The 22,519-nt window shown below is 62.0% G+C and carries 25 protein-coding genes; 14 read left to right on the top strand and 11 right to left on the bottom strand.

The features are described from left to right. Positions 1-7: 7 nt before the first annotated feature. From HX801_RS20375 to dctM, 4 genes are all read left to right on the top strand, one after another. A complete protein-coding gene (locus HX801_RS20375) occupies positions 8-823 on the top strand; it encodes a CoA ester lyase (RefSeq protein ID WP_003215055.1) in 816 nt (271 codons plus the stop codon). Positions 824-1,045: 222 nt separating this feature from the next. Next, on the top strand, positions 1,046-2,029 hold the full coding sequence (locus HX801_RS20370) for a TRAP transporter substrate-binding protein (RefSeq protein WP_177022617.1): 984 nt from the start codon (positions 1,046-1,048) through the stop codon (positions 2,027-2,029). 175 nt (positions 2,030-2,204) lie between these two features. Next, positions 2,205-2,837: a TRAP transporter small permease gene (locus HX801_RS20365; protein ID WP_177022616.1), complete on the top strand. Its 633-nt coding sequence runs from the start codon at positions 2,205-2,207 to the stop codon at positions 2,835-2,837. Then, complete coding sequence (dctM, locus tag HX801_RS20360) at positions 2,837-4,117, top strand: C4-dicarboxylate TRAP transporter large permease protein DctM (protein WP_003215062.1); 1,281 nt, start codon at positions 2,837-2,839, stop codon at positions 4,115-4,117. Before HX801_RS20365 ends, dctM begins: the two co-directional genes overlap by 1 nt. Before the next feature lie 74 nt (positions 4,118-4,191). Here dctM and ampC read toward each other — a convergent pair whose 3' ends face one another. Next, positions 4,192-5,346, bottom strand: a complete 1,155-nt coding sequence (ampC, locus tag HX801_RS20355) for a class C beta-lactamase (protein ID WP_177022615.1) — start codon at positions 5,344-5,346, stop codon at positions 4,192-4,194. A 133-nt stretch (positions 5,347-5,479) separates the two neighbouring features. Here ampC and HX801_RS20350 point away from each other — a divergent pair, with 133 nt between their 5' ends. Both HX801_RS20350 and HX801_RS20345 read left to right on the top strand, forming a co-directional pair. Then, positions 5,480-6,355 (top strand): LysR family transcriptional regulator, encoded by an 876-nt coding sequence (locus HX801_RS20350; RefSeq protein WP_003215066.1) that lies wholly within the window; start codon positions 5,480-5,482, stop codon positions 6,353-6,355. A 190-nt stretch (positions 6,356-6,545) separates the two neighbouring features. Further along, a complete protein-coding gene (locus tag HX801_RS20345) occupies positions 6,546-7,439 on the top strand; it encodes a LysR family transcriptional regulator (protein WP_003215068.1) in 894 nt (297 codons plus the stop codon). Here HX801_RS20345 and HX801_RS20340 read toward each other — a convergent pair whose 3' ends face one another. The 3 genes from HX801_RS20340 to HX801_RS20330 form a co-directional block, all read right to left on the bottom strand. Beyond that, positions 7,440-8,015 (bottom strand): DUF1349 domain-containing protein, encoded by a 576-nt coding sequence (locus tag HX801_RS20340; protein WP_177022614.1) that lies wholly within the window; start codon positions 8,013-8,015, stop codon positions 7,440-7,442. Positions 8,016-8,087: 72 nt separating this feature from the next. After that, positions 8,088-9,590 carry an APC family permease gene (locus HX801_RS20335; RefSeq protein WP_177022613.1) on the bottom strand — a complete coding sequence of 501 codons (1,503 nt, stop codon included), beginning with the start codon at positions 9,588-9,590 and terminating at the stop codon, positions 8,088-8,090. Further along, positions 9,587-10,849 (bottom strand): aspartate aminotransferase family protein, encoded by a 1,263-nt coding sequence (locus tag HX801_RS20330; RefSeq protein WP_087695004.1) that lies wholly within the window; start codon positions 10,847-10,849, stop codon positions 9,587-9,589. The genes HX801_RS20335 and HX801_RS20330 overlap by 4 nt, the downstream gene beginning before the upstream one ends. Positions 10,850-11,073: 224 nt before the next feature. Here HX801_RS20330 and HX801_RS20325 point away from each other — a divergent pair, with 224 nt between their 5' ends. Further along, entirely contained in the window at positions 11,074-12,258 is a 1,185-nt protein-coding gene (locus HX801_RS20325; protein WP_177022612.1) for a DUF2252 family protein, read from the top strand. Positions 12,259-12,398: 140 nt separating this feature from the next. Here HX801_RS20325 and yghX read toward each other — a convergent pair whose 3' ends face one another. Both yghX and HX801_RS20315 read right to left on the bottom strand, forming a co-directional pair. Continuing rightward, on the bottom strand, positions 12,399-13,286 hold the full coding sequence (gene yghX, locus HX801_RS20320; protein ID WP_177022611.1) for a YghX family hydrolase: 888 nt from the start codon (positions 13,284-13,286) through the stop codon (positions 12,399-12,401). Between the two features lie 44 nt (positions 13,287-13,330). Continuing rightward, entirely contained in the window at positions 13,331-13,825 is a 495-nt protein-coding gene (locus HX801_RS20315) for a PaaI family thioesterase (protein ID WP_087695007.1), read from the bottom strand. A gap of 118 nt (positions 13,826-13,943) precedes the next feature. Between HX801_RS20315 and HX801_RS20310 the strand changes: the two genes are divergently transcribed. Beyond that, on the top strand, positions 13,944-14,498 hold the full coding sequence (locus tag HX801_RS20310) for a YceI family protein (protein WP_087695009.1): 555 nt from the start codon (positions 13,944-13,946) through the stop codon (positions 14,496-14,498). A gap of 3 nt (positions 14,499-14,501) precedes the next feature. Here HX801_RS20310 and HX801_RS20305 read toward each other — a convergent pair whose 3' ends face one another. Beyond that, a complete protein-coding gene (locus tag HX801_RS20305; RefSeq protein WP_102369215.1) occupies positions 14,502-15,392 on the bottom strand; it encodes a DMT family transporter in 891 nt (296 codons plus the stop codon). Positions 15,393-15,483: 91 nt separating this feature from the next. Between HX801_RS20305 and HX801_RS20300 the strand changes: the two genes are divergently transcribed. Beyond that, positions 15,484-16,812: a PLP-dependent aminotransferase family protein gene (locus HX801_RS20300; protein WP_177022610.1), complete on the top strand. Its 1,329-nt coding sequence runs from the start codon at positions 15,484-15,486 to the stop codon at positions 16,810-16,812. A gap of 138 nt (positions 16,813-16,950) precedes the next feature. On the opposite strand, the gene HX801_RS20295 is transcribed toward HX801_RS20300, so the two are convergent. Beyond that, a complete protein-coding gene (locus HX801_RS20295) occupies positions 16,951-17,382 on the bottom strand; it encodes a nuclear transport factor 2 family protein (protein WP_003215089.1) in 432 nt (143 codons plus the stop codon). Positions 17,383-17,636: 254 nt separating this feature from the next. Here HX801_RS20295 and HX801_RS20290 point away from each other — a divergent pair, with 254 nt between their 5' ends. Together HX801_RS20290 and HX801_RS20285 are read left to right on the top strand one after the other, a co-directional pair. Further along, positions 17,637-18,107: a RidA family protein gene (locus HX801_RS20290; protein ID WP_003215091.1), complete on the top strand. Its 471-nt coding sequence runs from the start codon at positions 17,637-17,639 to the stop codon at positions 18,105-18,107. Between the two features lie 6 nt (positions 18,108-18,113). Then, positions 18,114-18,836: a CPBP family intramembrane glutamic endopeptidase gene (locus HX801_RS20285; RefSeq protein ID WP_003215093.1), complete on the top strand. Its 723-nt coding sequence runs from the start codon at positions 18,114-18,116 to the stop codon at positions 18,834-18,836. A gap of 6 nt (positions 18,837-18,842) precedes the next feature. Here HX801_RS20285 and HX801_RS20280 read toward each other — a convergent pair whose 3' ends face one another. Next, entirely contained in the window at positions 18,843-19,208 is a 366-nt protein-coding gene (locus HX801_RS20280) for a hypothetical protein (RefSeq protein WP_003215095.1), read from the bottom strand. A 288-nt stretch (positions 19,209-19,496) separates the two neighbouring features. Here HX801_RS20280 and HX801_RS20275 point away from each other — a divergent pair, with 288 nt between their 5' ends. After that, the gene (locus HX801_RS20275; protein WP_003215097.1) at positions 19,497-19,913 is read left to right on the top strand and encodes a hypothetical protein; all 417 of its coding nucleotides are present in this window, start codon (positions 19,497-19,499) and stop codon (positions 19,911-19,913) included. Positions 19,914-19,931: 18 nt separating this feature from the next. Here the strand turns inward: HX801_RS20275 and HX801_RS20270 are convergent, their stop codons facing one another. Continuing rightward, on the bottom strand, positions 19,932-20,741 hold the full coding sequence (locus HX801_RS20270; RefSeq protein ID WP_177022609.1) for a helix-turn-helix domain-containing protein: 810 nt from the start codon (positions 20,739-20,741) through the stop codon (positions 19,932-19,934). Between the two features lie 116 nt (positions 20,742-20,857). Between HX801_RS20270 and HX801_RS20265 the strand changes: the two genes are divergently transcribed. Together HX801_RS20265 and HX801_RS20260 are read left to right on the top strand one after the other, a co-directional pair. Beyond that, positions 20,858-21,175: a DUF2834 domain-containing protein gene (locus HX801_RS20265; protein ID WP_003215101.1), complete on the top strand. Its 318-nt coding sequence runs from the start codon at positions 20,858-20,860 to the stop codon at positions 21,173-21,175. Further along, positions 21,175-21,597: an MAPEG family protein gene (locus HX801_RS20260; protein WP_003215104.1), complete on the top strand. Its 423-nt coding sequence runs from the start codon at positions 21,175-21,177 to the stop codon at positions 21,595-21,597. Before HX801_RS20265 ends, HX801_RS20260 begins: the two co-directional genes overlap by 1 nt. Here the strand turns inward: HX801_RS20260 and HX801_RS20255 are convergent. Further along, entirely contained in the window at positions 21,587-22,510 is a 924-nt protein-coding gene (locus tag HX801_RS20255) for a substrate-binding domain-containing protein (RefSeq protein WP_003215106.1), read from the bottom strand. The two genes, HX801_RS20260 and HX801_RS20255, sit on opposite strands and share 11 nt — an antisense overlap. Between the last annotated feature and the right edge of the window lie 9 nt (positions 22,511-22,519).

The raw sequence follows: 22,519 nt of genomic DNA, 5'->3' as shown, positions 1-22,519 counted from the left end.
TCGAACGATGCCAACCTCTCTTGTGCGCTCTGCGCTGTTTGTACCGGGCAGCCGACCGGAACGTTTTGCCAAGGCCCTGGCCAGTGGCGCCGATGCGGTGATTGTGGATTTTGAAGACGCGGTGGAAGAGCCGCTCAAGCGTCAGGCCCGGGACAACCTCGGGGTGTTTTTGCAGGCGACGCCGGCGGCGCGGGTGTGGGTGCGGATCAACGCGCCGGAGCATCCCGAGCATTTTGCCGATGTGGCGTTCTGTCAGGCCCACGCCGGGGTCGCGGGGGTGTTGCTGCCCAAGGTTGAAAGTGCGGCCCAGGTGGCCGTGGTGGCTGCAACGGGCAAGGCTATCTGGCCGATTATCGAGAGTGCGCGGGGTTTGCTGGCGGTGGCGGAAATCGCCCATGCGCCGCTGGTGGAGCGCCTGTCGTTTGGTGGCCTGGACCTGGCGCTGGACTTGAACCTGAGCAGCGGCTCCCCGGCCGCGCAATTTGCCCTCGACCAGGCTCGCCTTGCCTTGATCGTGCATTCCCGCGCCGCCGGGCTGGTGGCGCCGCTGGACGGCGTGCACCCGGCCATCGACGACCCCGAAGGCCTGCGCCGTTCGATTCGGCATGCCTATGAAATGGGCTTTGCCGGCGCGCTGTGTATCCATCCCAAGCAGGTGGCGGTGATTCACCAGGCGTTGGCCCCCAGTGCCGAGGATCTGGCCTGGGCCAAACGGGTGGTGGACGCTGGTGCCCATGGGGCCGGGGCGTATCAGCTGGACGGGCAGATGGTGGATGCACCGGTGTTGTTGCGGGCCCAACGATTATTAGCCGCGCAACCGTAGAAATGTGGGAGCGGGCTTGCTCGCGAAAGCGTCGGGTCAGCCAGTGCATCCGGTGACTGGCACACCGCTTTCGCGAGCAAGCCCGCTCCCACATTGGATCTCTGTCGTTTGCAAAATCGGCGTTCGTCCACGCCGAACGCAGGTATCTAAAATTCGAAATTCTCTATACGCGTGACATCAGGCACCTTGCCCTATAACACAACAATAAGAAGGTGATTTTCCATGCTCAAGCTTTCTCGGGCGCTGTTCTGCGCCGCCACCTTGTTTGCCGCGGGCCTGGCCCAGGCGGGCGACCCCATCGTGATCAAGTTCGCCCACGTCGTCGCGGAAAACACCCCCAAAGGCCAGGGCGCCTTGCTGTTCAAGAAGCTCGCTGAAGAACGCCTGCCCGGCCGGGTGAAAGTCGAGGTGTACCCCAACTCCTCGCTGTTCGGCGACGGCAAGGAAATGGAAGCGCTGCTGCTGGGCGACGTGCAGATGCTGGCGCCGTCCCTGGCCAAGTTTGAGCAGTACACCAAGCAAGTACAGATCTACGACCTGCCGTTCCTGTTCAACGACCTGGCGGCGGTCGACCGTTTCCAGGCGGCCCAGGGCAAGGCGTTGCTGACCTCGATGCAAGACAAGAACATCCTCGGCCTGGCCTATTGGCACAACGGCCTCAAGCAACTGTCGGCGAACAAGGCATTGCGTGAGCCCAAGGATGCCCGTGGCCTGAAGTTCCGCGTGCAGGCCTCCAGCGTCCTGGAGGAGCAGTTCAAGGCGATCCGCGCCAACCCGCGCAAGATGAGTTTTGCCGAGGTGTACCAGGGCTTGCAGACCGGCACCGTCAACGGCACCGAGAACACCTGGTCGAACTATGAAAGCCAGAAGGTCAACGAAGTGCAGAAGTACTTCACCGAATCCAACCATGGCCTGATCGACTACATGGTGATCACCAACGCCAAGTTCTGGAACGGCCTGCCGCCGGATGTGCGCACCACCCTGGACCAGGTCATGGTTGAAGTCACCGTCGAGGTGAACAAGCAGGCCGAGGCGCTGAACCAGTCGGCCAAGCAGAAGATCATCGACGCCAAGACCAGCGAAATCATCGAACTGACGCCCGAGCAACGCCAGCTCTGGCGCGAAGCCATGCGCCCGGTGTGGCAGAAGTTCGAAGGTGAAATCGGCGCTGACCTGATCAAGGCGGCCGACGCGTCGAACCAGTAATTTGGAGAGCACCGAGATCAAATGTGGGAGCGGGCTTGCTCGCGAATGCGGTGTATCAGTCACCGAATGCATCAACTGAAAGACTGCATTCGCGAGCAAGCCCGCTCCCACATGTTGATCCGGTTCCCGCCTCCAAGCCTTGCACACACCTATCTCCGCTTCGCGAGGTTTTGCCATGCAAACGCTAAGGCGCGTCTGGGAGCACCTGGAGGAAGGCTTTATCGCCATCCTGCTGGCCGCCATGACCCTGGTGACTTTTGTCTACGTCATGCTCAACAACATCTACACCCTGTTCTTTGCCCTTGCCGACAAGTGGGCGTGGAGCAGCGGTTTCTTCAACGCCCTGGGTGACCACACCATGGGCTGGGCCCAGGACATGACTTGGAGCGTGGCGCTGACCAAGGCCATGTTCGGCTGGTTGATTTTCTTTGGCATCTCCTACGGCGTGCGCACCGCCGGCCACTTGGGCGTGGACGCGCTGGTCAAGCTGACGCCGCGCCGGATGCAGCGCCTGCTGGGCATGCTGGCTTGCCTGTGCTGCCTGGCCTACGCCGGGTTGTTCATGGTTGCCAGCTACAAATGGCTGAGTGCGGTCACCACCGCGCACATCGGCGCCGAAGACCTCGACAAGTTCGGCATCGACGTCGACGACATCGTGGTGATCGTGCCCATCGGCTTTGCCCTGGTGTTCATCCGCTATCTGGAAATTTTCTACCGCATCTTCACCCACCGCCAAACCGGGCTGGGCCTGGCCGACGAAGCCGGTGAAGCCAGCAAGTTGGCCGGCAGCCATGAGGAGCGTCACTGATGGCCGTTCTGTGTCTGTTTTTGCTGCTGTTCGTGTTCATGTTCCTCGGTGTGCCCATCGCGATTTCCCTGGGGTTGTCGGGCGCGGTGTCGATCCTGATGTTCAGCCCGGACTCGGTGAGTTCCCTGGCAATCAAGCTGTTTGAAACCTCGGACGCCTATACCTTCCTGGCGATTCCGTTCTTCCTGTTGTCGGGTGCGTTCATGACCACCGGTGGCGTGGCGCAGCGGCTGATCGACTTTGCCAACGCCTGCGTCGGGCATATCCGCGGCGGGCTGGCGATTGCGGCGGTGCTGGCATGCATGCTGTTTGCCGCACTGTCGGGCTCCTCGCCCGCGACAGTGGCGGCGGTGGGTTCGATTGCCGTGGCGGGCATGGTGCGCTCGGGCTACCCGAAGGAATTCGGCGCCGGGATCATCTGCAACGCCGGTACCCTGGGCATCCTGATTCCGCCGTCGATCGTGATGGTGGTGTACTCGGCCGCCACGGAAACCTCGGTGGGCAAGCTGTTCATGGCCGGGGTGATTCCGGGCCTGCTGCTGGGCTTGATGTTGATGGTCGCGATCTACATCGTCGCGCGCATCAAGAAACTGCCGGCCCAGCCACGGGCGACCTTTCGCGAGTGGCTGACCTGCGCCCGCCGGGCATTCTGGGGCCTGTTGCTGCTGGTGATCATCCTGGGCGGGATCTACAGCGGCATGTTCACCCCGACCGAAGCGGCGGCGGTGGCGGCGGTGTACTCGGCGTTTGTCGCGCTGTTCATCTACAAGGACATGAAGATCAGGGATTGCCCCAAGGTGCTGCTGGAGTCCGGGCGCCTGGCGATCATGCTGATGTTTATCATCGCCAACGCCATGCTCTTCGCTCACGTGCTGACCACGGAGCAGATTCCCCAGGAAATCACCGCGTGGGTGATCTCCGAGGGCCTGACGCCGATTGGTTTCCTGATCATGGTCAACGTGGTGTTGCTGGTGGCGGGCAGCTTTATGGAGCCGTCGGCGATCGTGCTGATCCTGGCGCCGATCTTTTTCCCGATTGCGATGAAGCTGGGGATCGACCCGATTCACCTGGGGATTGTGATGGTGGTCAACATGGAGATTGGCCTGGTGCATCCGCCGGTGGGGTTGAACCTGTTTGTGACCTCGGCAGTGACAGGGCTGACGCTGGGGCAGACCATCCGCGCGGCGTTGCCGTGGCTGATGATCCTGCTGGTGTTCCTGATCATGGTGACTTACCTGCCGTTCATATCGCTGGCCTTGCCGCATTGGCTGGGGATGTAAACCCAACTAGAATCACGCCACAAAACAATGTGGGAGCGGGCTTGCCCGCTCCCACATTTGAGGTGTGCAGGGATTTATTTATCCATCGCACTCAAGATCGCATGGGCCACTTTCACCCGTTCGGCATTCGGGTAGTTCTTGTTCGCCAGGATCACCACCCCCAGGCCTTTGCTCGGCACGTACGCCACGTAGGCGCCAAAACCACCGGTGGCGCCAGTCTTGTTCACCAGCGTGTCGGCATGGGGCGCTTGCGGTGGTGTCAGCCAGTTGACCTTGTGGGGCTGAAAGGCCATTTGTGCCGAGTTGCCTTGGGTCAATGCATCCAGCGTGATTGGGTAGGGGTACATCTCCCAGCCGAGGCCCTGGGTCATGCCATCCACCGTGTAGTAGCCGGTGTGGGTTGCGGCAATCGCCTGTTGCAGCGGCTTCTCCAGCGTCGCCGGGTGCATGTTCACTTCAACGTACTGAATCAGGTCCGAGGTGCTGGTCTTGATGCCATAGGCCTCGGCGTCCAGGGCGCCAGGCCCGACGCGCACCGGTTTGCCGGCCTTGTCGTAACCCTGGGCGTACAGGTTCATTTGTGACTTGGGTACGCTGATAAAGGTGTGCTTGAGGCCGAGTTTCGGCAGCAAGGTCTGCGCCATCAACCGGTCAAACGGCTGGCCCAGGCTTTGCGCTGCCAGGTGGCCAAACAAGCCGATGCTCGGGTTGGAATACAGGCGTTGGGTGCCGGGAGCGAAGTCCGGTTTCCAGTGCTGGTAGTAGCTGATCATCTTGCCGGCGTTATCGGACTCATCGGGGAATTGCAGGGGCAAGCCACCTGCGGTGTAGGTGCCGAGGTTGAGCAGGCTGATGTGGTCAAACGTGTCGCCGCGCAATGCCGGCAGGTATTGGCTGGCCGGGTCCGACAGCTTCAGCTTGCCGTTGGCCAGGGCATAGCCGGCGAGGGTGGCGGTGAAGGTCTTGCTCACCGAGCCGATTTCAAACAGGGTGTTTTCGGTGACGGGCTGCTTGCTCTCCTTGTTGGCGACGCCGTAGTTAAAGTATTGCGCCTTGCCGTTCTGTACGATCGCCACCGACAGGCCGGCGATGTCCTGTTGCTGCATCAGGGGCTGGACCGTACTGTCCACGACCTGGCGCATGTCGGTAGCCGCCATGCAGTTGCCTGCGCCGAGCAATAAGGCGAATATCGCGGTGTTGCGCACGGTTGGAAAAAGGGATGTGTACATGATGACGTGACTTCCATGAAGGTGATCGGGTGAATACCGTTGCCTGCGCAGGCGCCGCAAATCTAGGCAGTTTGTGATCCCGCGGCAAACGATGATATCTCGCAACAGCCATTAGAAAAATTAGGGTCAAGCCATGCTCCGTTCCCATTTGCCACTCAACGCGCTGCGAGCCTTCGAGGCGTCTGCGCGGCATTTGAGTTTTACCCGGGCGGCGATTGAACTGTGCGTCACCCAGGCGGCGGTCAGTCACCAGGTGAAAAGCCTGGAGGCGCAGCTCAATGTCACGCTGTTCAAACGCCTGCCCCGGGGCCTGATGCTCACCAGCGAGGGCGAGACCCTGCTGCCGGTGTTGCGCGAATCCTTCGACCGGATAGCTCAAACCTTAGGCCAGTTTGAAGGTGGGCATTACCGCGAAGTATTGACGGTAGGCGCGGTGGGCACCTTTGCGGTGGGCTGGCTGTTGCCGCGGCTTGCGGATTTCCAGGCGCGCTACCCGTTTATCGACTTGCGCCTGTCCACCAACAACAACCGCGTCGATGTGGCGGCCGAAGGCCTGGATTACGCAATCCGGTTTGGTTCCGGCGCGTGGCACGGCACCGAGGCGTGCCAATTGCTGGAGGCGCCGCTGACGGTGCTGTGCGTGCCGCAACTTGCTCGGCAATTGCAGACTCCGGCGGACCTGTTGAAGCACACGCTGCTGCGCTCATATCGTGCGGATGAGTGGACGCAATGGTTCCAGGCCGCGGGATTGCCAGCCGACACGCTGGTGCCGCGCAGTATCGTTTTCGACTCGTCCCTGGCGATGATGGAGGCGGCGCTGCAAGGGGCGGGGGTGGCCCTGGCGCCGGCGATGATGTTCAGCCGGCAGTTGGCGACGGACGTGATTCGCCAGCCGTTCGAGATCGGCATCACCACCGGCAGTTATTGGCTGACGCGCTTGCAGTCACGGGCCGAGACGCCGGCGATGCTGGCGTTCAAGACGTGGTTGCGTGAAGTGGCCATGCACTGAGGTTGGGTCGACGCTGTGGCAAGGGAGCTTGCTCCCGCTGGGCTGCGTAGCGGCCCCAAAGAAGCGACGGTGTTAGTTCAGCAAGAACGCGGCGGATGGTTTCAGGGTCGCTGCGCAACCCAACGGGAGCAAGCTCCCTCGCCACAGGTTATTCTCCCACTCGGTCTGCCACTGATCATAAGAGGCTGCAATGCAAACTTCCGGCGTAGACATCCGTCAACTCAAGGCCTTCGTGGTGGTGGCCGAGGAGCTCAGCTTCGTGCGCGCCGCGACCCGCCTGCATGTCTCGCAACCGGCGCTGTCCCAGACCATCCGCCAGTTTGAGGCGCTGCTGGACGTACAACTGTTCCAACGCAACACCCGCAACGTAGCACTGACCGAAGCCGGCCTGGCCTTGCTGGTAGAGGCGCGGGAAATCGTCAATGGCGTAAGCCGCCTGGTACGCACCGCCCACGAACATGCACGCGGCGTACGCGGCTCATTGAATATCGGCTTCCTGATCGGCGCGGGTGTGGACTTGATGCCGCAAATCCTCAGCGTGTTCGCCAAGCGCTACCCGGAGATCGAACTGGTGGTGCGCGAGTATGACTTCGGCTCGCCCCATGCCGGGATCGACGAGGGCATGGACGTATCGGTGCTGCGCCCGCCACTGGGCCTGCCGGACATCGAGTTGCACACTCTGGTGACCGAACCCTGCGTGGCGTGCCTGGCGTCCAGCCACCGGTTGGCCGGGGAGAGCAGCGTGAGCATCTACGATGTGCTGGATGAGCCGATCATTGCTGCACCGGGAGTGGGCGTGTGGCGCAGTTTCTGGACCGCCGACGCGTACCGCGATGGCCAGCCGGCGCGGATCGTCCATGAAGCTTCGACGGTGGAGACCGAGTTGCAGGCGGTGGCGTCGGAGCGCGGGATCAGTATCACCGCGCTGTCCACTGCACGCTTTTATGCGCGGCCCGGCCTGGCCTTCCCGGTGATCAGCGATATGCCGATGTGTGAAGTGGCGGTCGCCTTGCCGCCACAACCGAGTGTGGCGGCGCGCAACTTTGCCGAGTTGGCGATGGAAGTGGCGAGCAGCCGGGGTTAGTCAGGACAGGTCGTGCAGGGATTTGCCGTTGGGCGCACTTACCTGAAGCTCGGAAAACTCCACCTCCAGTCCGCCACGTTCCGGCGTGCAGCAATAAGGTCCCACCCGATACGACGCAGCCACGGGGAACGGCGCCAGGCGCACCAATGGCCAGCTCACACCATCCACCGACACCTGCACGCGCAGCACGCCCTTGGCCACGGTGGCGCGAATCCAGAACGCCTCGGGATCACCCGGGAACACACCGGTGGCCCAGTCCGACACGCCATCGGTCAATACGCTGCTCAACAGCGTCACACCGTCGGACAGCTCTGCACCGATCTTCACCCAATGCGCTTCATCCACCCGCACCATCAACCCGGCCTGGTCATACAGGTGGGTAAACGCGCTGTGGATTTTGACTTGGGCGGTAAAGTCGCCGTCGGTTTCAACAAACAGGAAATACCCGTTGTCGCGCACAAAACCATAGTGGGTTTCGCGCCAGAAATCGGTGCTGGCATCGGTGCGCACCTTGAGGCACTGGCCTTCTTGGCTCCATTGCTGGGGTTGATTGAGCCAACTGGCCTGTTCAAACATCGGGAAGCTCCTTGACGGTGACAAGACAAAACCCCGGCGCCCGGGGTTTTGTTGTTTGGCTGCAATCAGCGGCTAGTGGTCGAGCAATTTGCCGCTCGGCCCGGCGGTGCCATTGTTAAGGCGCGTGCGCAGCGAAAACAACCACCACAGCACGCCGACCCCGAGTGTAACCCCGGTGGTGATGGCGCCGGTGTGGCTTTCTTCGGGCACGCTCAGGGTCAGGATCACCGCGATGGCCCACAGGCCGCCGAGGACGATCATCGGCAACAACCACTTGCCCAGGCTGAACACACCCGCAGGCGCCCCCGGCATCCGGCCATTTTTATAGGCCAGGTACGCGGCAATCAGCGTCAGCAGGTAGGTGCAGTAGTAGGTCAGGCCGACCATCGAGTAGATCGCCGTGACAAACCCGCCGCTCGCCAGGTTCAGCAGCACGGCGATGGCGGTGATCAGCACGATGGCGGCGACCGGCGTACCGAAGTGCGGGTTGATCTTCGCCAGCACCTTGGAGCCCGGCAGCATGTTGTCCCGGGACAGGGCGAAGGTCATGCGCGTGGCCACCGCCATGTTGGCGATCAGGCAGGCGAGGATCGAGGCGAAGGCGATCACGATCATGCCCACGCCGGCGGCGTTGCCCAGTTGCAGGCGCACGATATTGATCACCGGGTTTTCGCTGTGGCTGAGCAGCTCGCTGACCGACCCCGGGATCGCAATGCTCAGCAAGGCGAACACCACGAAGCCCAATACACTGGACACCAGCACCGCACGAATCATCGCCCGGGGCGCGGCGCGGCGTGGGTCCTTGGTTTCTTCGGACAAGTCGGCGGCGCCCTCCCAGCCCAGCAGCACCGAGACCGGCAGCAAGGTGGCGAGGGCGAGGGTGGTGAAGCTGAGGGTGCCGCCGTTGACCGGTTGTGCGGAGGTCAGGATCGCCACGCCCTGGGTGTGCTCGAAGAAGAAAAACACCCCGAAGAACAACGCAATCGCCAGCAGCACCGTGCCGATGATTTCGATGATCGCGCCGATGTCGTTGATCCGCGTGGCCAGGCGAATCCCGCAGATGTTCAGCAGGCCTACCACCAGCGTGGCACCGATGCTCAGGCCCTGGATCTGGCCCTGTGTCGGGTTGGCCCAGATCTCCGGCGCGAACACCGTGCCGATGGCCGCCGAGGTGGCGGCTGTACCGGCGACAAACGAGGTGAACGCGACCCAGCCGGTAAACCAGCCGAAGTGATTGCCCGCCAACCGGCTGGACCATTGGTAGGCGTAGCCGGTAAGCGGAATGCGCCCGGCCAGGTGGCAGTAGACCATGACGATGCAGCACACCAGCGGGATCACCAGCAGCCACAAAAGGATGCCGATACCGCCGACGCGGTTGAACGGGTCGGCGAACAGCGTGACCACCCCGGTGTTGATCGAGACCATGGAAAAGGCCAGGGCAAACGAGGTGAACGAACTCATGGTGCGGTGCATCTTTTGCTCGTAGCCGAGGCTGGCCAGGTCGGCGTCGTCGCTGGACAGCGGGGCCTGGGCATTCGGCGGGGCGGTTACGGTGTTTTCAACGAATGTGCTCATGGCCGTTGCTCCTCGATGATGCCGATCACCTCGTCCAGCACATCGAGGGCCTTGGCCAGCAACGGGCGTTCGATATCCAGCGGAGGCTTGACCTTGATCAGGTTACCCAGCCCGGCGTAGCGGCTTTCGCCAAACAATACGCCGCGCTCCACCCCAAGGCGATACACCTCCTGGGATTCCCGGCAGGCCGGTTCCTTGGTGGTGCGGTCCTTGACCAGCTCGATGGACGCCATCAGCCCGGGGCAGCGCACGTCGCCGATCAGCGGGTGGCGGGTTTGCATGTCCTTGAGGCGTGCGGTGATGTAGTCGCCGGAGTCGCGGGCCTTTTCGCAGAGGTTGTCGGCGACGATCGCTTCCACCGTGGCGTAGCCGGCGGCCAGCGAGACCGGGAAGTGGCCGAAGGTCAGGGCTTCTTCACCTTCGTCGAACCACTTGAGCTTGTCATCGGCGAGGATCCCGGCCAGCGGGAAGCCGCCGCCGACGCCTTTGCCGAACACGATGATGTCGGGCAGCACGTCGTAATAGTCCGCAGCGAACATCGTCCCCATGCGCCCGAAACCGGTCTGCACTTCATCAAAAATCAGCAGCACGCCGAGGCGGTCGCAGATCTCGCGCACGCCTTTGTAGTAGGAGCGGGGGAACTCGATATGCCCGCCATTGCCCTGGATCGGTTCCATCATCACTGCTGCCACGCCACCGTCGACGCCCTTGAGGATGGTTTCTTCCAGCAGGCCAAGGCACAGCTGCGACTCGGTTTCCGGGTCCATGCCCAGGCGCGTGCGGTACGGGTTGGGGTGGGGGACGCGGGTGAAACGTGGCTGGATCGCCAGGAACGGATTGTTCGGGTGCGGCCAACTGGCGCCGAGGGTGGCCAGGGAGCGGCCGTGGTAGCCGTCCTGCAGCACCAGCAGGTTCTGTGCGCCGGGGCGGTTCTTGAAAGCCAGTTTCATCGCCATTTCACCGGCGAGGCTGCCATGCAGGGCAAAGCCCATCTGGTTGAGGGCGCCCGGGGAGACTTCCCGCAGCTTCTTCACCAGCCGGGTGTGGGCCGGTGAGCCAAAGTTGGGGCGGATGTGAGTCATTTCGCGCAATTGCGCAACGGCGGCTTCCACCACCCGGGGGTCATTGGCCCCCAAATTGTTCGACCAGGCCTGGGCGGTACAGTCGATGTATTCCTTGCCCTGATCGTCCCATACCAGCGAGCCTCGGGCCTTGACCAGGTTGATCTTGGCGGGTGCGGTGTTCATCACTTCATTCATCTGCGTTATCTCTTTTGTTAGGGCGGCAGTGTTTGGGGATGTGTGCAGTTAGGGTTGTGACTCGCTGCATCGAGTTGACCCGATGCTAGTCCCGGGGACGGGAGGAATAGAAAGACCGATTGCAGTGGGATTGATTGGCGTGGCTTATTAATAGAATCCTCTGAAACAAAATGAAACATTTGTCGCGGGCCAGCCTCTACCGTATCTCCACGACGAGTACTTCTATGAAAATTCCGCGTCCCTCTTCGCGAATGCCCCACCTCACGCAACTGCGCAACCTGAAGATGGCGCGCTCCGCCCACGCCTATGTGCGGGGCAGTACGGTTCAGTTTTACGAGTGGTTGCACAGCCAGCGCGGCCGGCGCTTGCCCCACGGGCCGGCGATCTGGATCTGCGGCGACTGCCACGCCGGTAACCTTGGGCCCACGGGCGATACCAAGGGCCGGATCGACATGCATATCCGTGACCTTGACCAGGCGGTGATCGGCAATCCGGCCCATGACCTGGTGCGCCTGGCCTTGTCCCTGGCCACCGCTGCGCGGGGTTCGGACCTGCCGGGGGTGACCACCGCCCGCATGCTTGAAGAGATGATGGTGGGCTACGCGCAGGCGTTTAAGGACAAGCCCGACGAGGCACCACCGCGCCCGTCCCAGGTCAAGGCCGGGATGCGCAGTGCGGTGGAGCGCACCTGGAAGAATCTGGCTCGCGAACGTATTGAAAACACCCGGCCGACGATTCCGCTGGGCAAGCATTTCTGGTCGTTGTCGCGGGCGGAAAAATCAGCCCTTGAAACGTTGTGCGCGTCGGATGAAATCCACCGGCTGGTGACTTCGCTTAAAGGCCGCTCCAACGACGCCGAGGTTGAGCTGCTGGACTCGGCTTATTGGGTCAAGGGTTGCAGCTCCCTTGGATTGCTGCGTTATGCGGTGTTGCTGGGAGTAGGGGACAAGTCTGATCAGGAATACTGCCTGCTCGACATCAAGGAAGCGGTAGGCGCTGCGGCGCCGCGTGCGGCCCGGGCAAAAATGCCTCGGGATAACGGCCGGCGGGTGGTGGAGGGCGCGCGGCACCTGTCACCGGCGTTGGGGGAGCGAATGTTGGCCACGCGGTTTCTGGATCACGGGTTTTTCATCCGCGAACTGCTGCCCCAGGACATGAAGCTGGAACTGGATGAGCTGAGCGAGATTGATGCGATGCACGCGGCCGGGTACCTGGCGCGGGTGGTCGGCGTAGCCCATGCGCGGCAGATGGACCGGGATACGCGCAAGGACTGGATGGCGCAGTTGCAAGAGAGCCGCTCCAGGCAACTGGATGCGCCTTCGTGGCTGTGGACCAGTGTGGTGCAGTTGGTGGGGAGCCATGAGGAAGGGTATTTGAATCATTGCCGGCGGTATGCGCTGGAGCACTGACCTCAAGAAAGCTGAAAGTCCCCTGTGGGGGCGGGCTTGCTCGCGAAAGCGGTGTGTCAGTCAGCAGATGTTTGACTGATCCACCGCTTTCGCGAGCAAGCCCGCTCCCACATGAGTTGGGTGGTGTTTTGGAGGGCGGGTTACACCAGGTATTTCTTGAACCAGCCCAACGTCCGCTCCCACGCCAGATTCGCCGCCGCCTCGTCATACCTCGGCGTCGAATCGTTGTGGAAGCCGTGATTGGCGCCCTTGTAGATAAACGCCTCATAGGTCGTGCCGGCCGCCTTCAACGCTTTCTCATACGCCGGCCAGCCCTCATTGATCCGCGTATCCAGCTCACCGTAATGCAACATGATCGGTGCCTTGACCCGTGGCACATCCTTGGCTTCCGGCTGGCGCCCATAAAACGACACCGCCGCACCCAGCTCCGGATAAGCCACGGCCGCCGCATTCGTCACGCCGCCGCCATAACAGAACCCGGTAATGCCCACCTTGCCGGTGCTTGCATCGTGGTGCATCAACCATTCGATGGCCGCGAAAAAGTCGTTCATCAGCTTCTCGGGATCGACTTTCTGTTGCAACTCCACACCTTTCTCATCGTTGCCGGGATAGCCGCCCACCGAGGTCAGGCCATCCGGCGCCAGGGCAATGAATCCGGCCTTGGCCAACCGACGGGCGACGTCTTCGATATACGGGTTCAACCCCCGGTTCTCATGCACCACCACCACCGCCGGTACCTTGCCGCTGGCCTTGGCCGGGCGCACCAGGTAGCCGCGCACCGTGCCGTTGCCCTTGGGTGACGGGTAGGTGATGTAGTCGGCGACGATCTCCGGGTCGGTGAATTTCACCTGCTCGGCCAGGGCGTAGTTGGGGCTCAGGGCGGCGAGCAGGGCGGAGGCCGTCAGCCCGCCGAAGGTGAACAGCGCCGCGCGGTCGAGAAATTCCCGGCGGTTGATCTTGCCGTGGGCGTAGCCGTCGTAAAGCTCCAGCAGTTCAGGGGCGAAGTCTTTGGCGGTCAGACGAGTCATCGGTAGCGTCCTCGATTAGCGGTGGGACTGAATGTAGACCAGTATCAGGCTTCCCGGCCATGGGCCGCGGCGGCCAGTTGCCCGGTGTCGACCCGCACGAAGACCGAATCGCCAATCGCCGTCAGCACGCCATCGGCGTACACCTCGCACACCACGCGGCTTTTGCGCCCCACGTCACCTTCGACTTTCGCGCGCAAGGTCAGCGGCACGCCCATCGGTGTCGGCTTGATGAATTTGATTCCCAGGTTGCCGGTGACGCAGTCGATACGCGGCAGGCTGCCGGGTTCGCGTTGCTCGGCCCGGTAGTGGTAGGCCATGGCGGTCCAGTTCGAGTGGCAGTCCACCAGCATCGCGATCAGACCGCCATAGACCAGGTCTGGCCAGCCGCTGTATCGGGCGTCGGGCTGGTGCTCGGCGATCACGTGGATGCCGTCGGCGTCCCAGCGGCTCTTGATGTGCAGCCCGTGGGGGTTGCTGCTGCCGCAGCCATAACAGACGCCTTCGGGGGCGGTGGTGTCTTGCAGGGAAAGCGCGGGCATCGTGGCTCCTTGTTGTTTGGGTTCCGTCGAGGCACGAGCCTAATGCCAGGCGCGTGAATAAATCCAGCGCCTACGCTGTTAGCAGTGCACAGCGTGTTCATTCCCGGTTGAGAATCCCATGAAATCTCGATTGCCAGCGGTCTTCCTTGCCTTCGCCACCTTGTCTAACGCGTACGCCGTGGAATACACCGACGTGAATCCGACGGCCAGCACCATCAGCTTCACCTATGACCAGATGGGCCAAGAGGTGTACGGCACGTTTGGCACCTATTCGGCGACCCTGAATTTCGACACGCAAAACCCGGCTGCCGCCAGCACCGTACTGACCATCCAGCTGCCGAGCATCAATGCCGGCAGCGACGACGCCAACACCGAGCTGCCCAAGCCCGGCTGGTTCGACATGACCACCTACCCGGTGGGCACCTTCACCTCGACCCACATCACTGACCTGGGCGACAACCGTTACCTGTTCAGCGGCAACCTGACCCTCAAGGGCCAGACCCGGCCGGTGGAGGTCAAGGTGGCCCTCAAGGAGCAGAGCGGCATTGGCATATTCGACGGCGAATTCGTGCTCAAGCGCGATGACTTCAGGATCGGCGCGGGGGAGTGGGCGGACAGCGTGGTGTCCAATGCGATTGTCATCAAGTTCAAGATGGTTGCGCCTGAGCGCTGATGGCTAGCGGGCGAACTTCTTGGCCCCCGCCACGCACGCAATCACCGCGACGGTCACCCCCAGCATGCCCAGGCTCACCTGCTCATGCAGCAGCGTGGCCGCCAGTGCCAGGCCGAAAAACGGTTGCAGCAACTGCAATTGCCCGACGGCGGCAATGCCGCCCTGGGCCAGCCCGCGGTACCAGAACACAAACCCGATCAGCATGCTGAACAGCGACACATAGGCCAGGCTCAGCCAGGCCGGCAGGCTGATGCTCACGAAAGTGCCCGGGGCGAGGATCGCCGTCAGCGGGGCCACAATCGGCAGCGAGATCACCAGCGCCCAGCAGATCACCTGCCAGCCGCCCAGGGTGCGTGAGAGCCTGGCTCCTTCGGCATAACCGAGGCCGCACACCAGGATTGCCAACAGCATCAGCAAATCCCCGGCGGGCGCGGCGCTCAGGCCCTGGGCAACCGCGTAGCCCACCACCAGCAGGCTGCCCAGGATCGAAAACAGCCAGAACACCAACTTGGGCCGCTCGCCGCCGCGCCATACGCCGAAGACCGCAGTGGCTAACGGCAGCAGGCCGACAAATACGATGGAATGGGCACTGGTGACGTACTGCAAGGCCAGTGCGGTGAGCAAAGGAAAGCCGATCACCACGCCCAGCGCGACGATTGCCAGGGGCAGCAACTGACTGCGGGCCGGGGTTTTTTCCTTGAACAGCCACAGCAGGCAGAGGCCGAGCAGGGCGGCGATGGTGGCGCGGGCGACGGTCAGGAATACCGGATCGAACTCCAGCACCGCCAGGCGCGTGGCCGGCAGCGAGCCGCTGAAGATCACCACGCCGATCAAACCGTTGATCCAGCCGCTGGCGTTGTTTTCCCGGGTGTTGAGGTGGGTGGTTCGTTCCATGGGTGTAGGGCTCGATAGGGATAAGTTGCGTCCTGCGCATCCTATGATTCACTATCAAGACAATCAAAAAATTGTCATGGATACATCGCCTATGCCCCGCGCCCGCTACAAGACATTGGTGGACACCTTCGCCAGGGATATCCGTTCGGGCGCGCTGGCGGCGGGCACCCGGTTGCCAACGCACCGCCAGTTGGCCGCCAGCCATGGCCTGGCGCTGGTCACGGCCAGCCGGGTATACACCGAGCTGGAGGCCATGGGCCTGGTCAGTGGTGAAACCGGGCGCGGAACCTTTGTGCGGGAAATCGCGTTGTCGCCAGGGCAGGGCGTCGGCCAGATCGCGGTGGCGGCGGGCATGATCGATCTCAACTTCAACTACCCGTCGCTGCCGGGCCAGACCGACCTGCTGCGCACCGCATTGCGCCAGTTGGCGTTGTCCGGCGACCTGGCGGCGCTGCTGCGCTATCAGCCTCACGCCGGTCGGCTGCATGAGCGGGCAGCGGTGGCGCGTCATCTGCTGAGTCGTGGGTTGACGGTGCAGGCCGAGCAGGTGCTGATCGTCAGCGGTGCCCAGCATGGGCTGGCGGTGACCATGATGTCGCTGCTCAAGCCCGGCGATGTGGTGGCGGTGGATGCGTTGACCTATTCCGGGTTCAAGGTGCTGGCCGAGACGCTGCACCTGGAAATCGTCGCGATCCCGGTGACCGCGACGGGCCCTGACTTGGCCTTTCTTGAACAACTCTGCGCCCGGCGCCCGGTACGCGCCGTGTACAGCATGCCGACCCTGCATAACCCGTTGGGCTGGGTGATGAGCATGGAGCAGCGCGAGCACCTCGTGGCGATTGCCCGTGGGCATGACCTGATCCTGATCGAGGATGCTGCCTACGCGTTTTTGGCCGAGGACGCGCCACCGCCCGTGGCCGAACTGGCGCCGGAACGCACGGTTTACGTGTCGGGGCTGTCCAAGAGCGTCGCCACCGGCCTGCGGGTGGGTTACGTGGCTGCGCCGTTGCCGTGGATGGCGGCGCTGGAACGTACGGTCATGGCCACCACCTGGAACACCCCGGGGGTGATGACCGCCGTCGCCGTCGCGTGGATCGATGACGGCACGGTGCTGCAGCTTGAAGCGCAAAAACGTAAGGACGCCCAGGCGCGCCAGGCGGTGGCCGATGAGGTGTTGGCGGGCTTGAATGTTATCCGCCATCCGTCTTCGTATTTCTTGTGGTTGCCGTTGCCGGAAGATGCCCGCGCCGATCAGATCACCATGGCGCTGGCACGGGAAAATATCTCGGTGTCCACCGCCGAGCCGTTTGCCGTCTCGGCCCACGTGCCCCATGCCTTGCGAGTGGCGCTGGGGTCGGTGGACCGGGAGGTGCTGCGCGAGGCGTTGGTGAAAGTGCGCTGGGCGGTGGAGGCGTGCTAGGGGGCCGGATCGTTCCCACGCTCTGCGTGGGAACGCCGCCTTGGACGCTCCGCGTCCCGCTGTAGATTTGCGCGATAGTGACGCAGAGCGTCACCGGATGCATTCCCACGCAGAGCGTGGGAACGATCCAGGCGGGACTCAGAACTTGTAGGCCTGGCGCCCGATCAGCAGCCATTTGCCTTTCTGCTTCTGCCAGACCTGGAAGTTTTCAATTTCGGTGGGCACCTCGACGCCACTGTTCACCGCCTGCGCGGAAAAGTGGTTGCGCACCAGGGCGGTGTCGCCATTGAGGGTGATGGTCTGTTTCTGCATTTCCAGGGTCTTGAAACCGCTTCTGCCGGTTTCAATGTCGGCGATAAATTCCTGCTTGTTCTGGACCTTGCCGCTGGAATGGCCGTAGGTGAGGTTGTTCGCGGTGAGGGCCTGCAGTTGCGGGATGTCCTTGTGCAGCATGGCCTGGGTCAGGTGATCGACCGCAGCGGCTACATCCTTGTCACTTGCGGCGGGCGCGGCGGCCGCGTAGCCGCTGAACAGGCACAGAAAACCAATCAGAACCTTGACGTTTTGCATGGGTGTTTCCTTGTTGTTGTGGGTACCGGGACGACTCGGGCTGTGTTTTTAAGTCGTCGTACAACCATGCCGTATTTACCGGGATCAAGGAAAGTGAAATTTGTTCTTGGCTAGAAGATAAGCGCTGTTTGCCAGTATTGGTTGTCGTATCACTTGCGAAATAGCGGTCGGCACTTCCCGTGGAAATGGCACATGGCTATGCTGTGGCCGGCAACTTCATGGCGTGGATTCGCAACGACTGAGGAAAACAAAAAATGACACCGGATCAAAAGTACGCGGCGGCCATGGTGCGCCTGGGTTATCAACTCAACGAGTTCAAGATCGGCGGCAACTACACGCCGCTGCTGAGGGACGGCAATCACGTCTACATCAGTGGCCAGATTCCGCGGGTGGGTGACGCCATCGTGTTGCCCGGCAAGGTCGGCGAAAGCCTCAGCCTGGCCGACGCACAGATTGCCGCGGGCGTCAGCGCACTGCGTTGCCTGGGGTTGCTCAAGCAGGCGCTGGGTTCGCTGGACCAGGTCAAGGCGATCCTCAAGATCAATGTGTACGTGCGCAGCGCGGATGACTTCGACCAGCAAAGCGAAGTGGCCAACGGTGCGTCGGACCTGTTGAACGAGATCCTGGGGGCCGCAGGATCCCATACGCGCACCTCGGTGGGCGTGCTGCAATTGCCCAAGGGCGCGGCCGTGGAAATCGACATGATCGCCGTGGCACGGGACTGAAACCGGGTGATCGCCGAGGCGTTTGCGGTACTGGTCCATTATGGAATCTACCTGCTCCCAGGACTGATCCTGTTTGGCCTGTGGTTCGGTCTCACGCCAAAAACATTGCCGGGCTTGCGCATCGTTATCCTGCTGCTGGCCTTTGTGCTGATGCGCGATGCGATGACGCCACTGGGCATGTGGTCGCTGAGCCGCGAGGTGCAGATCGAGTTCACGGCCAACCCGTGGGTGCTGGCCGCGCTGGGCGGGTTATCCCTTGGGCTGATTGCGCTGCTCGCGCGCCTGGCACCGGAGTTGTGGCAACTGACGGTGCTGTTCAAGGGCAATCGTTGGGCGGGCCTGGCGGTGGGACTCGGGGCCGGGTGTCTGATCGGCCTGCCATTGCGGTTGTATCAAGGCATTGAGCCGGTTTACTGGGCCTGGCTGATGGGCATGCTGGTGCTTGCCTACTGCGCCAATGCGCTGGAAGAGGTGCTGTTTCGCGGCTTCCTGCAGGGCTATCTCGAACAGCACGTTACGCCGCTGCGTGCGGCGTTGCTCAGCGGGCTGGCGTTTGCGGCGTGCCATTCATTTCTGGCCCTGAGCGTGACGCAACTGGGCTGGCCGGTGCTGGCCTTTACCCTGATTGAAGGCGTGGCCTGCGGGCTGGTGCGGATGCGCTACGGTGTGGTGGCGGCGACGGCCACCCATGGCACGGCGATCTTGCTGATTGCCGTGCCGATGGTGTGAACCGTCTCAGGCCTGTACATCAACGCCGATGTGGGCCTGGAGCCAGTCTTTGTAGACCGCGATGTTATCGGTCGACTGGTCGCCATTTTTCGCGGTGACAGTCTTGCCGTCCAGGCGCCCGATATCGAGCAGGTACTGAAGACCGTTGGCCACATGGGTGGCGTCGCTTTTGCTGAGTGACTGAACATCGGGCAGTTCGACGGCGTTGCCTTTATCGTCGAAGGTCGCCCATGAAGGGTTGGCCCTGGCGGTGGCAACGGTTTGCGCGGTCGAGCGCACTTGCTCCTGATAGCTGGCTTCCAGCTTGGTCTTGATCTCGGGCGTGGCGTTGGTGACTTCAATCCTCCCGGCCCGCAGGGTGCCGTTTTCCATGGATTGTGTAAAAGTCTTCTGTCCCAGCGCTAACAGACTTGTCGTGCTTCCTATCATGGTGCCGCTCCCTTATTGGTAGCCGCAACAGAGCAAAACCCGGGCCATGTGCTGCATGCCTTGTGCGGCGCGGGCTGGGTGGTATTGCCGGGGCAGGGCGCAGGCCAAGAGTTGCCGGGGCTGGCAAAGGGTTGCCACGTCGGCTCGCGCGAGCGCATTTCAGAACGCTGGAAACTAAGTTCAGAATTTCCAGTCTGTAATAGCGTATCGCCACCTCTACAAGGAATTAACATGAAGCTTAAGGTCGTTTTGCTGGGCACGGTTTTGTTGGCTGCGCCGCTTTACCAAGCGGTTGCCGAGACGTGCAGGGCGAACAGTTATGGTGGGTCCGATTGCGAATACGACAATGGCACCTCTTCCAAGAGTCGCGCCAATAGCTACGGTGGGCAAGACACCCAATACAGCGATGGTACTTCCTCCAAGAGCCGCTCCAATAGTTATGGCGGGCAGGATATCCAATACGGCGACGGCACCTCGGCCAAGACCCGTTCCAACAGCTATGGTGGGCAAGACACTCAATACAGCGACGGCACCTCAGCCAAGAGCCGCTCCAATAGCTACGGCGGGCAAGATACCCAATACAGCAACGGCTCCTCCTCCAAGAGCCGCGCCAATAGCTATGGCGGGCAAAATACGACAAATAACTAATGGCCCCGCCGCGGCTTTCTACCTCACCAATGACCGCTCATACGCCGCGGTCATCACCTGCCACGTCTGCGCATCCGCCGGAATCAAATGCTCGATGCGCAACGACGTTACCGTGATGTCCTGAGGCATGCCGAAGGTGGTGAAGGTCGACATGAAGTTCAGCTCACCTTCAGGGGAGTTGACGCGTGTCAGCACCAGTGGCGGCGGTTCATTGACCAAGGCTTCGGTACTTTGCGGGGCCGGCAGGCTGTCCAGAAGCCTGGCAAGTTCGGAGTTGCCCAACGCCTCGCGCGTCGCCCGTTGCCAGGCGATGGTGCGGATTTCGTCAGCGTTGATCAAATGATCACCCAGGCCGCCAGGCTGTAGCAGGGTGACCAGCAAATTCAGCCCATCAGCCGCCTCCGGTTTGATCCCCACCAGCTCGAACAGCACCTGGGTACTGGCGTTGGCGGCGAGCACTTCCCAGTGGCTGCCCAGCACGATCGCCGGTGCAGGATTGTTCGCGTGGAGCACATGGCTGATTGCCTCGCGAATAGCCTCCATGGAGGGCGAGGAGAGCGGGGTTGCCTCATAGCGCGGGGCGAAGCCGGCAGCGAGGAACACGCTGTTGCATTGCTCCAGCGGAACCTCCAGCGCCATCAGCAAATTATGCAAGGTGCCCGGGCTCGGCTTGGCGCGCCCGGTCTCGATGCAGCTCAGGTGGCGTTGGGAAACCCCGGTGATCAGCGCCAGTTCCAGCTGGCTCAATCTGGCGTGCCGACGCAGCACGCGCAGTTGCGTGCCGGCGGTAGTGTCGGGGTTGGCGCGGGGGAAAGGTTGGCTGCTCATGGGTTGACTCTGGCCGTGCGGGTCGGTGGTGTCGATGACCTTCGAGGTCATTGAGAGGGGAACGACGTTATCACTAATGTGCAGCTTCCCGAACCGTTGTCTCCAAGGAGGAGAACATGCGCAGACCCTGGATTGCCCTGGCCGGGCTGTTGGCTTTTGCCCTGTACACATTGATCACGATGCTGATCGCCGAACAATCGCTCATGGCGTTCGGACGTGAATTGATATCGAGGCCGGATACTGCCCAGGTGGTGATTGACTTGTATCTGATGGCGGCCTTGGCGGGCGTATGGATGTACCGGGATGCGCGGGCCAGGGGCAAATCCCTGGCGTCGGTGTTGCCCTATTTACTGGTAACGGCGGTTTTCGTATCCATCGGTCCGCTGCTGTATATCGTGGTCAACGGGTTCCGCGAACCTTCAGGGGGCCGGTGATGGAGGTTTATGCGTTGTGCGTACTGGTGCTGTTCTTGAAGATGCTGGCGATCTCCTGTTACCAGGGTTTCTTTCGACTCAGATTCCGTGCATTCACTAACCACGAGGATGCAGCTTTCTTCCATCGCGATGCGAATCCCCAGGAGTTACCGCAAGTCTCCCGGGCCGAAAAGGCTTGGGCCAATGATCTGGAAAATATTCCGTTGTTCTTCATTTTGGGTGGCCTGTGCCTGGCGATGGAAACGCCAGGCACCGCTACCGCGGGGTTGTTCTGTCTGTTCACCGCTGCCCGTGTGATGCATACGGTGATGTATCTGAGCGGCCGCCAGCCCTGGCGCACCCTCGCTTATGGAGTGGGAGTGCTCTGTTTGTCGGGGCTGGCCGGTCTGCTTGGCGCTGGGCTGATAACAATCAAGGGGTGAGAAAGGCCTGATAGTTGTCCTTGGTGATCTGTTGATAGGGAATGGTCAGCTCCGCCGTGTAGGGCTGCTTCCTGATCATCTTCAGCGCCAGGTCAATCGAGCCGACGGCCTGGCCCTTGTTGTCCTGATAGGCCGTGACTACCAATAGATCTTTTTTGATCGCATCCAGGCCGGCGGGTCCGCCGTCGCTGCCGCCCACCAGGATGTCCTTGCCAGGGTGCATACCGGCCTGGGTAATCGCCATCGCGGCACCGATAGCCATTTCATCGGCATTGGCCGCCACGGCGTCGATTTTCTTGCCCGAGACGATCCAGTTGTTCATCAGGTCCATGGCCTTGCTGCGCTGCCAGTCGGCGCTTTGTTCTTCGACGATATGGATGTTGGGGTAATCCTTCAGTACGTTTTTCACGCCCTGTGTGCGGTTGTGGGTGGCGTTGTTGGAGAGCAAGCCGAGCATGATTGCGAGGTTGCCCTTGCCGTTCATTTTTTCCGCGAGGTAGCGCATCTGAATCTCGCCCGCTTTGATCTCGTCCGAGCCGACATAACCCACCCCGGCCGGCAGGACCGGGATGTCCGGGCGACGGTTGACGTACACCAACGGGATACCCGCCTGCTGGGCATTTACGGTCATTTTCTGGGTGGCGGCGGTGTCGACCGCGTTGACGATAATCGCGTCCATGCCTTGGGCAGAAAAGCTCTGCACCTGGTTCAGTTGGCGCACCACATCGCCTTGGGCGTCTTCGAATTGCAGGGTCACGTCGGTGAGGTCCCTGGCGTGGGCCGCCATGTAGTCACGCATCTGGGCGAGGAACACGTCGTCCACCTGGGCGATGCTGACGCCGATGCGTGTCTCGGCGAGGGCTAGCGGGGTAACGATGAGGGTCAGGAGCAAGGTCAGCAGCTGTTTTTTCATGGTGTCAGT

The sequence above is a fragment of the Pseudomonas sp. G1002 genome, assembly GCF_013385455.1.
Lineage (GTDB): Bacteria > Pseudomonadota > Gammaproteobacteria > Pseudomonadales > Pseudomonadaceae > Aquipseudomonas.
Note: the sequence above shows the minus strand (reverse complement) of the source record. Positions and strands in the feature narration are given on the sequence as shown.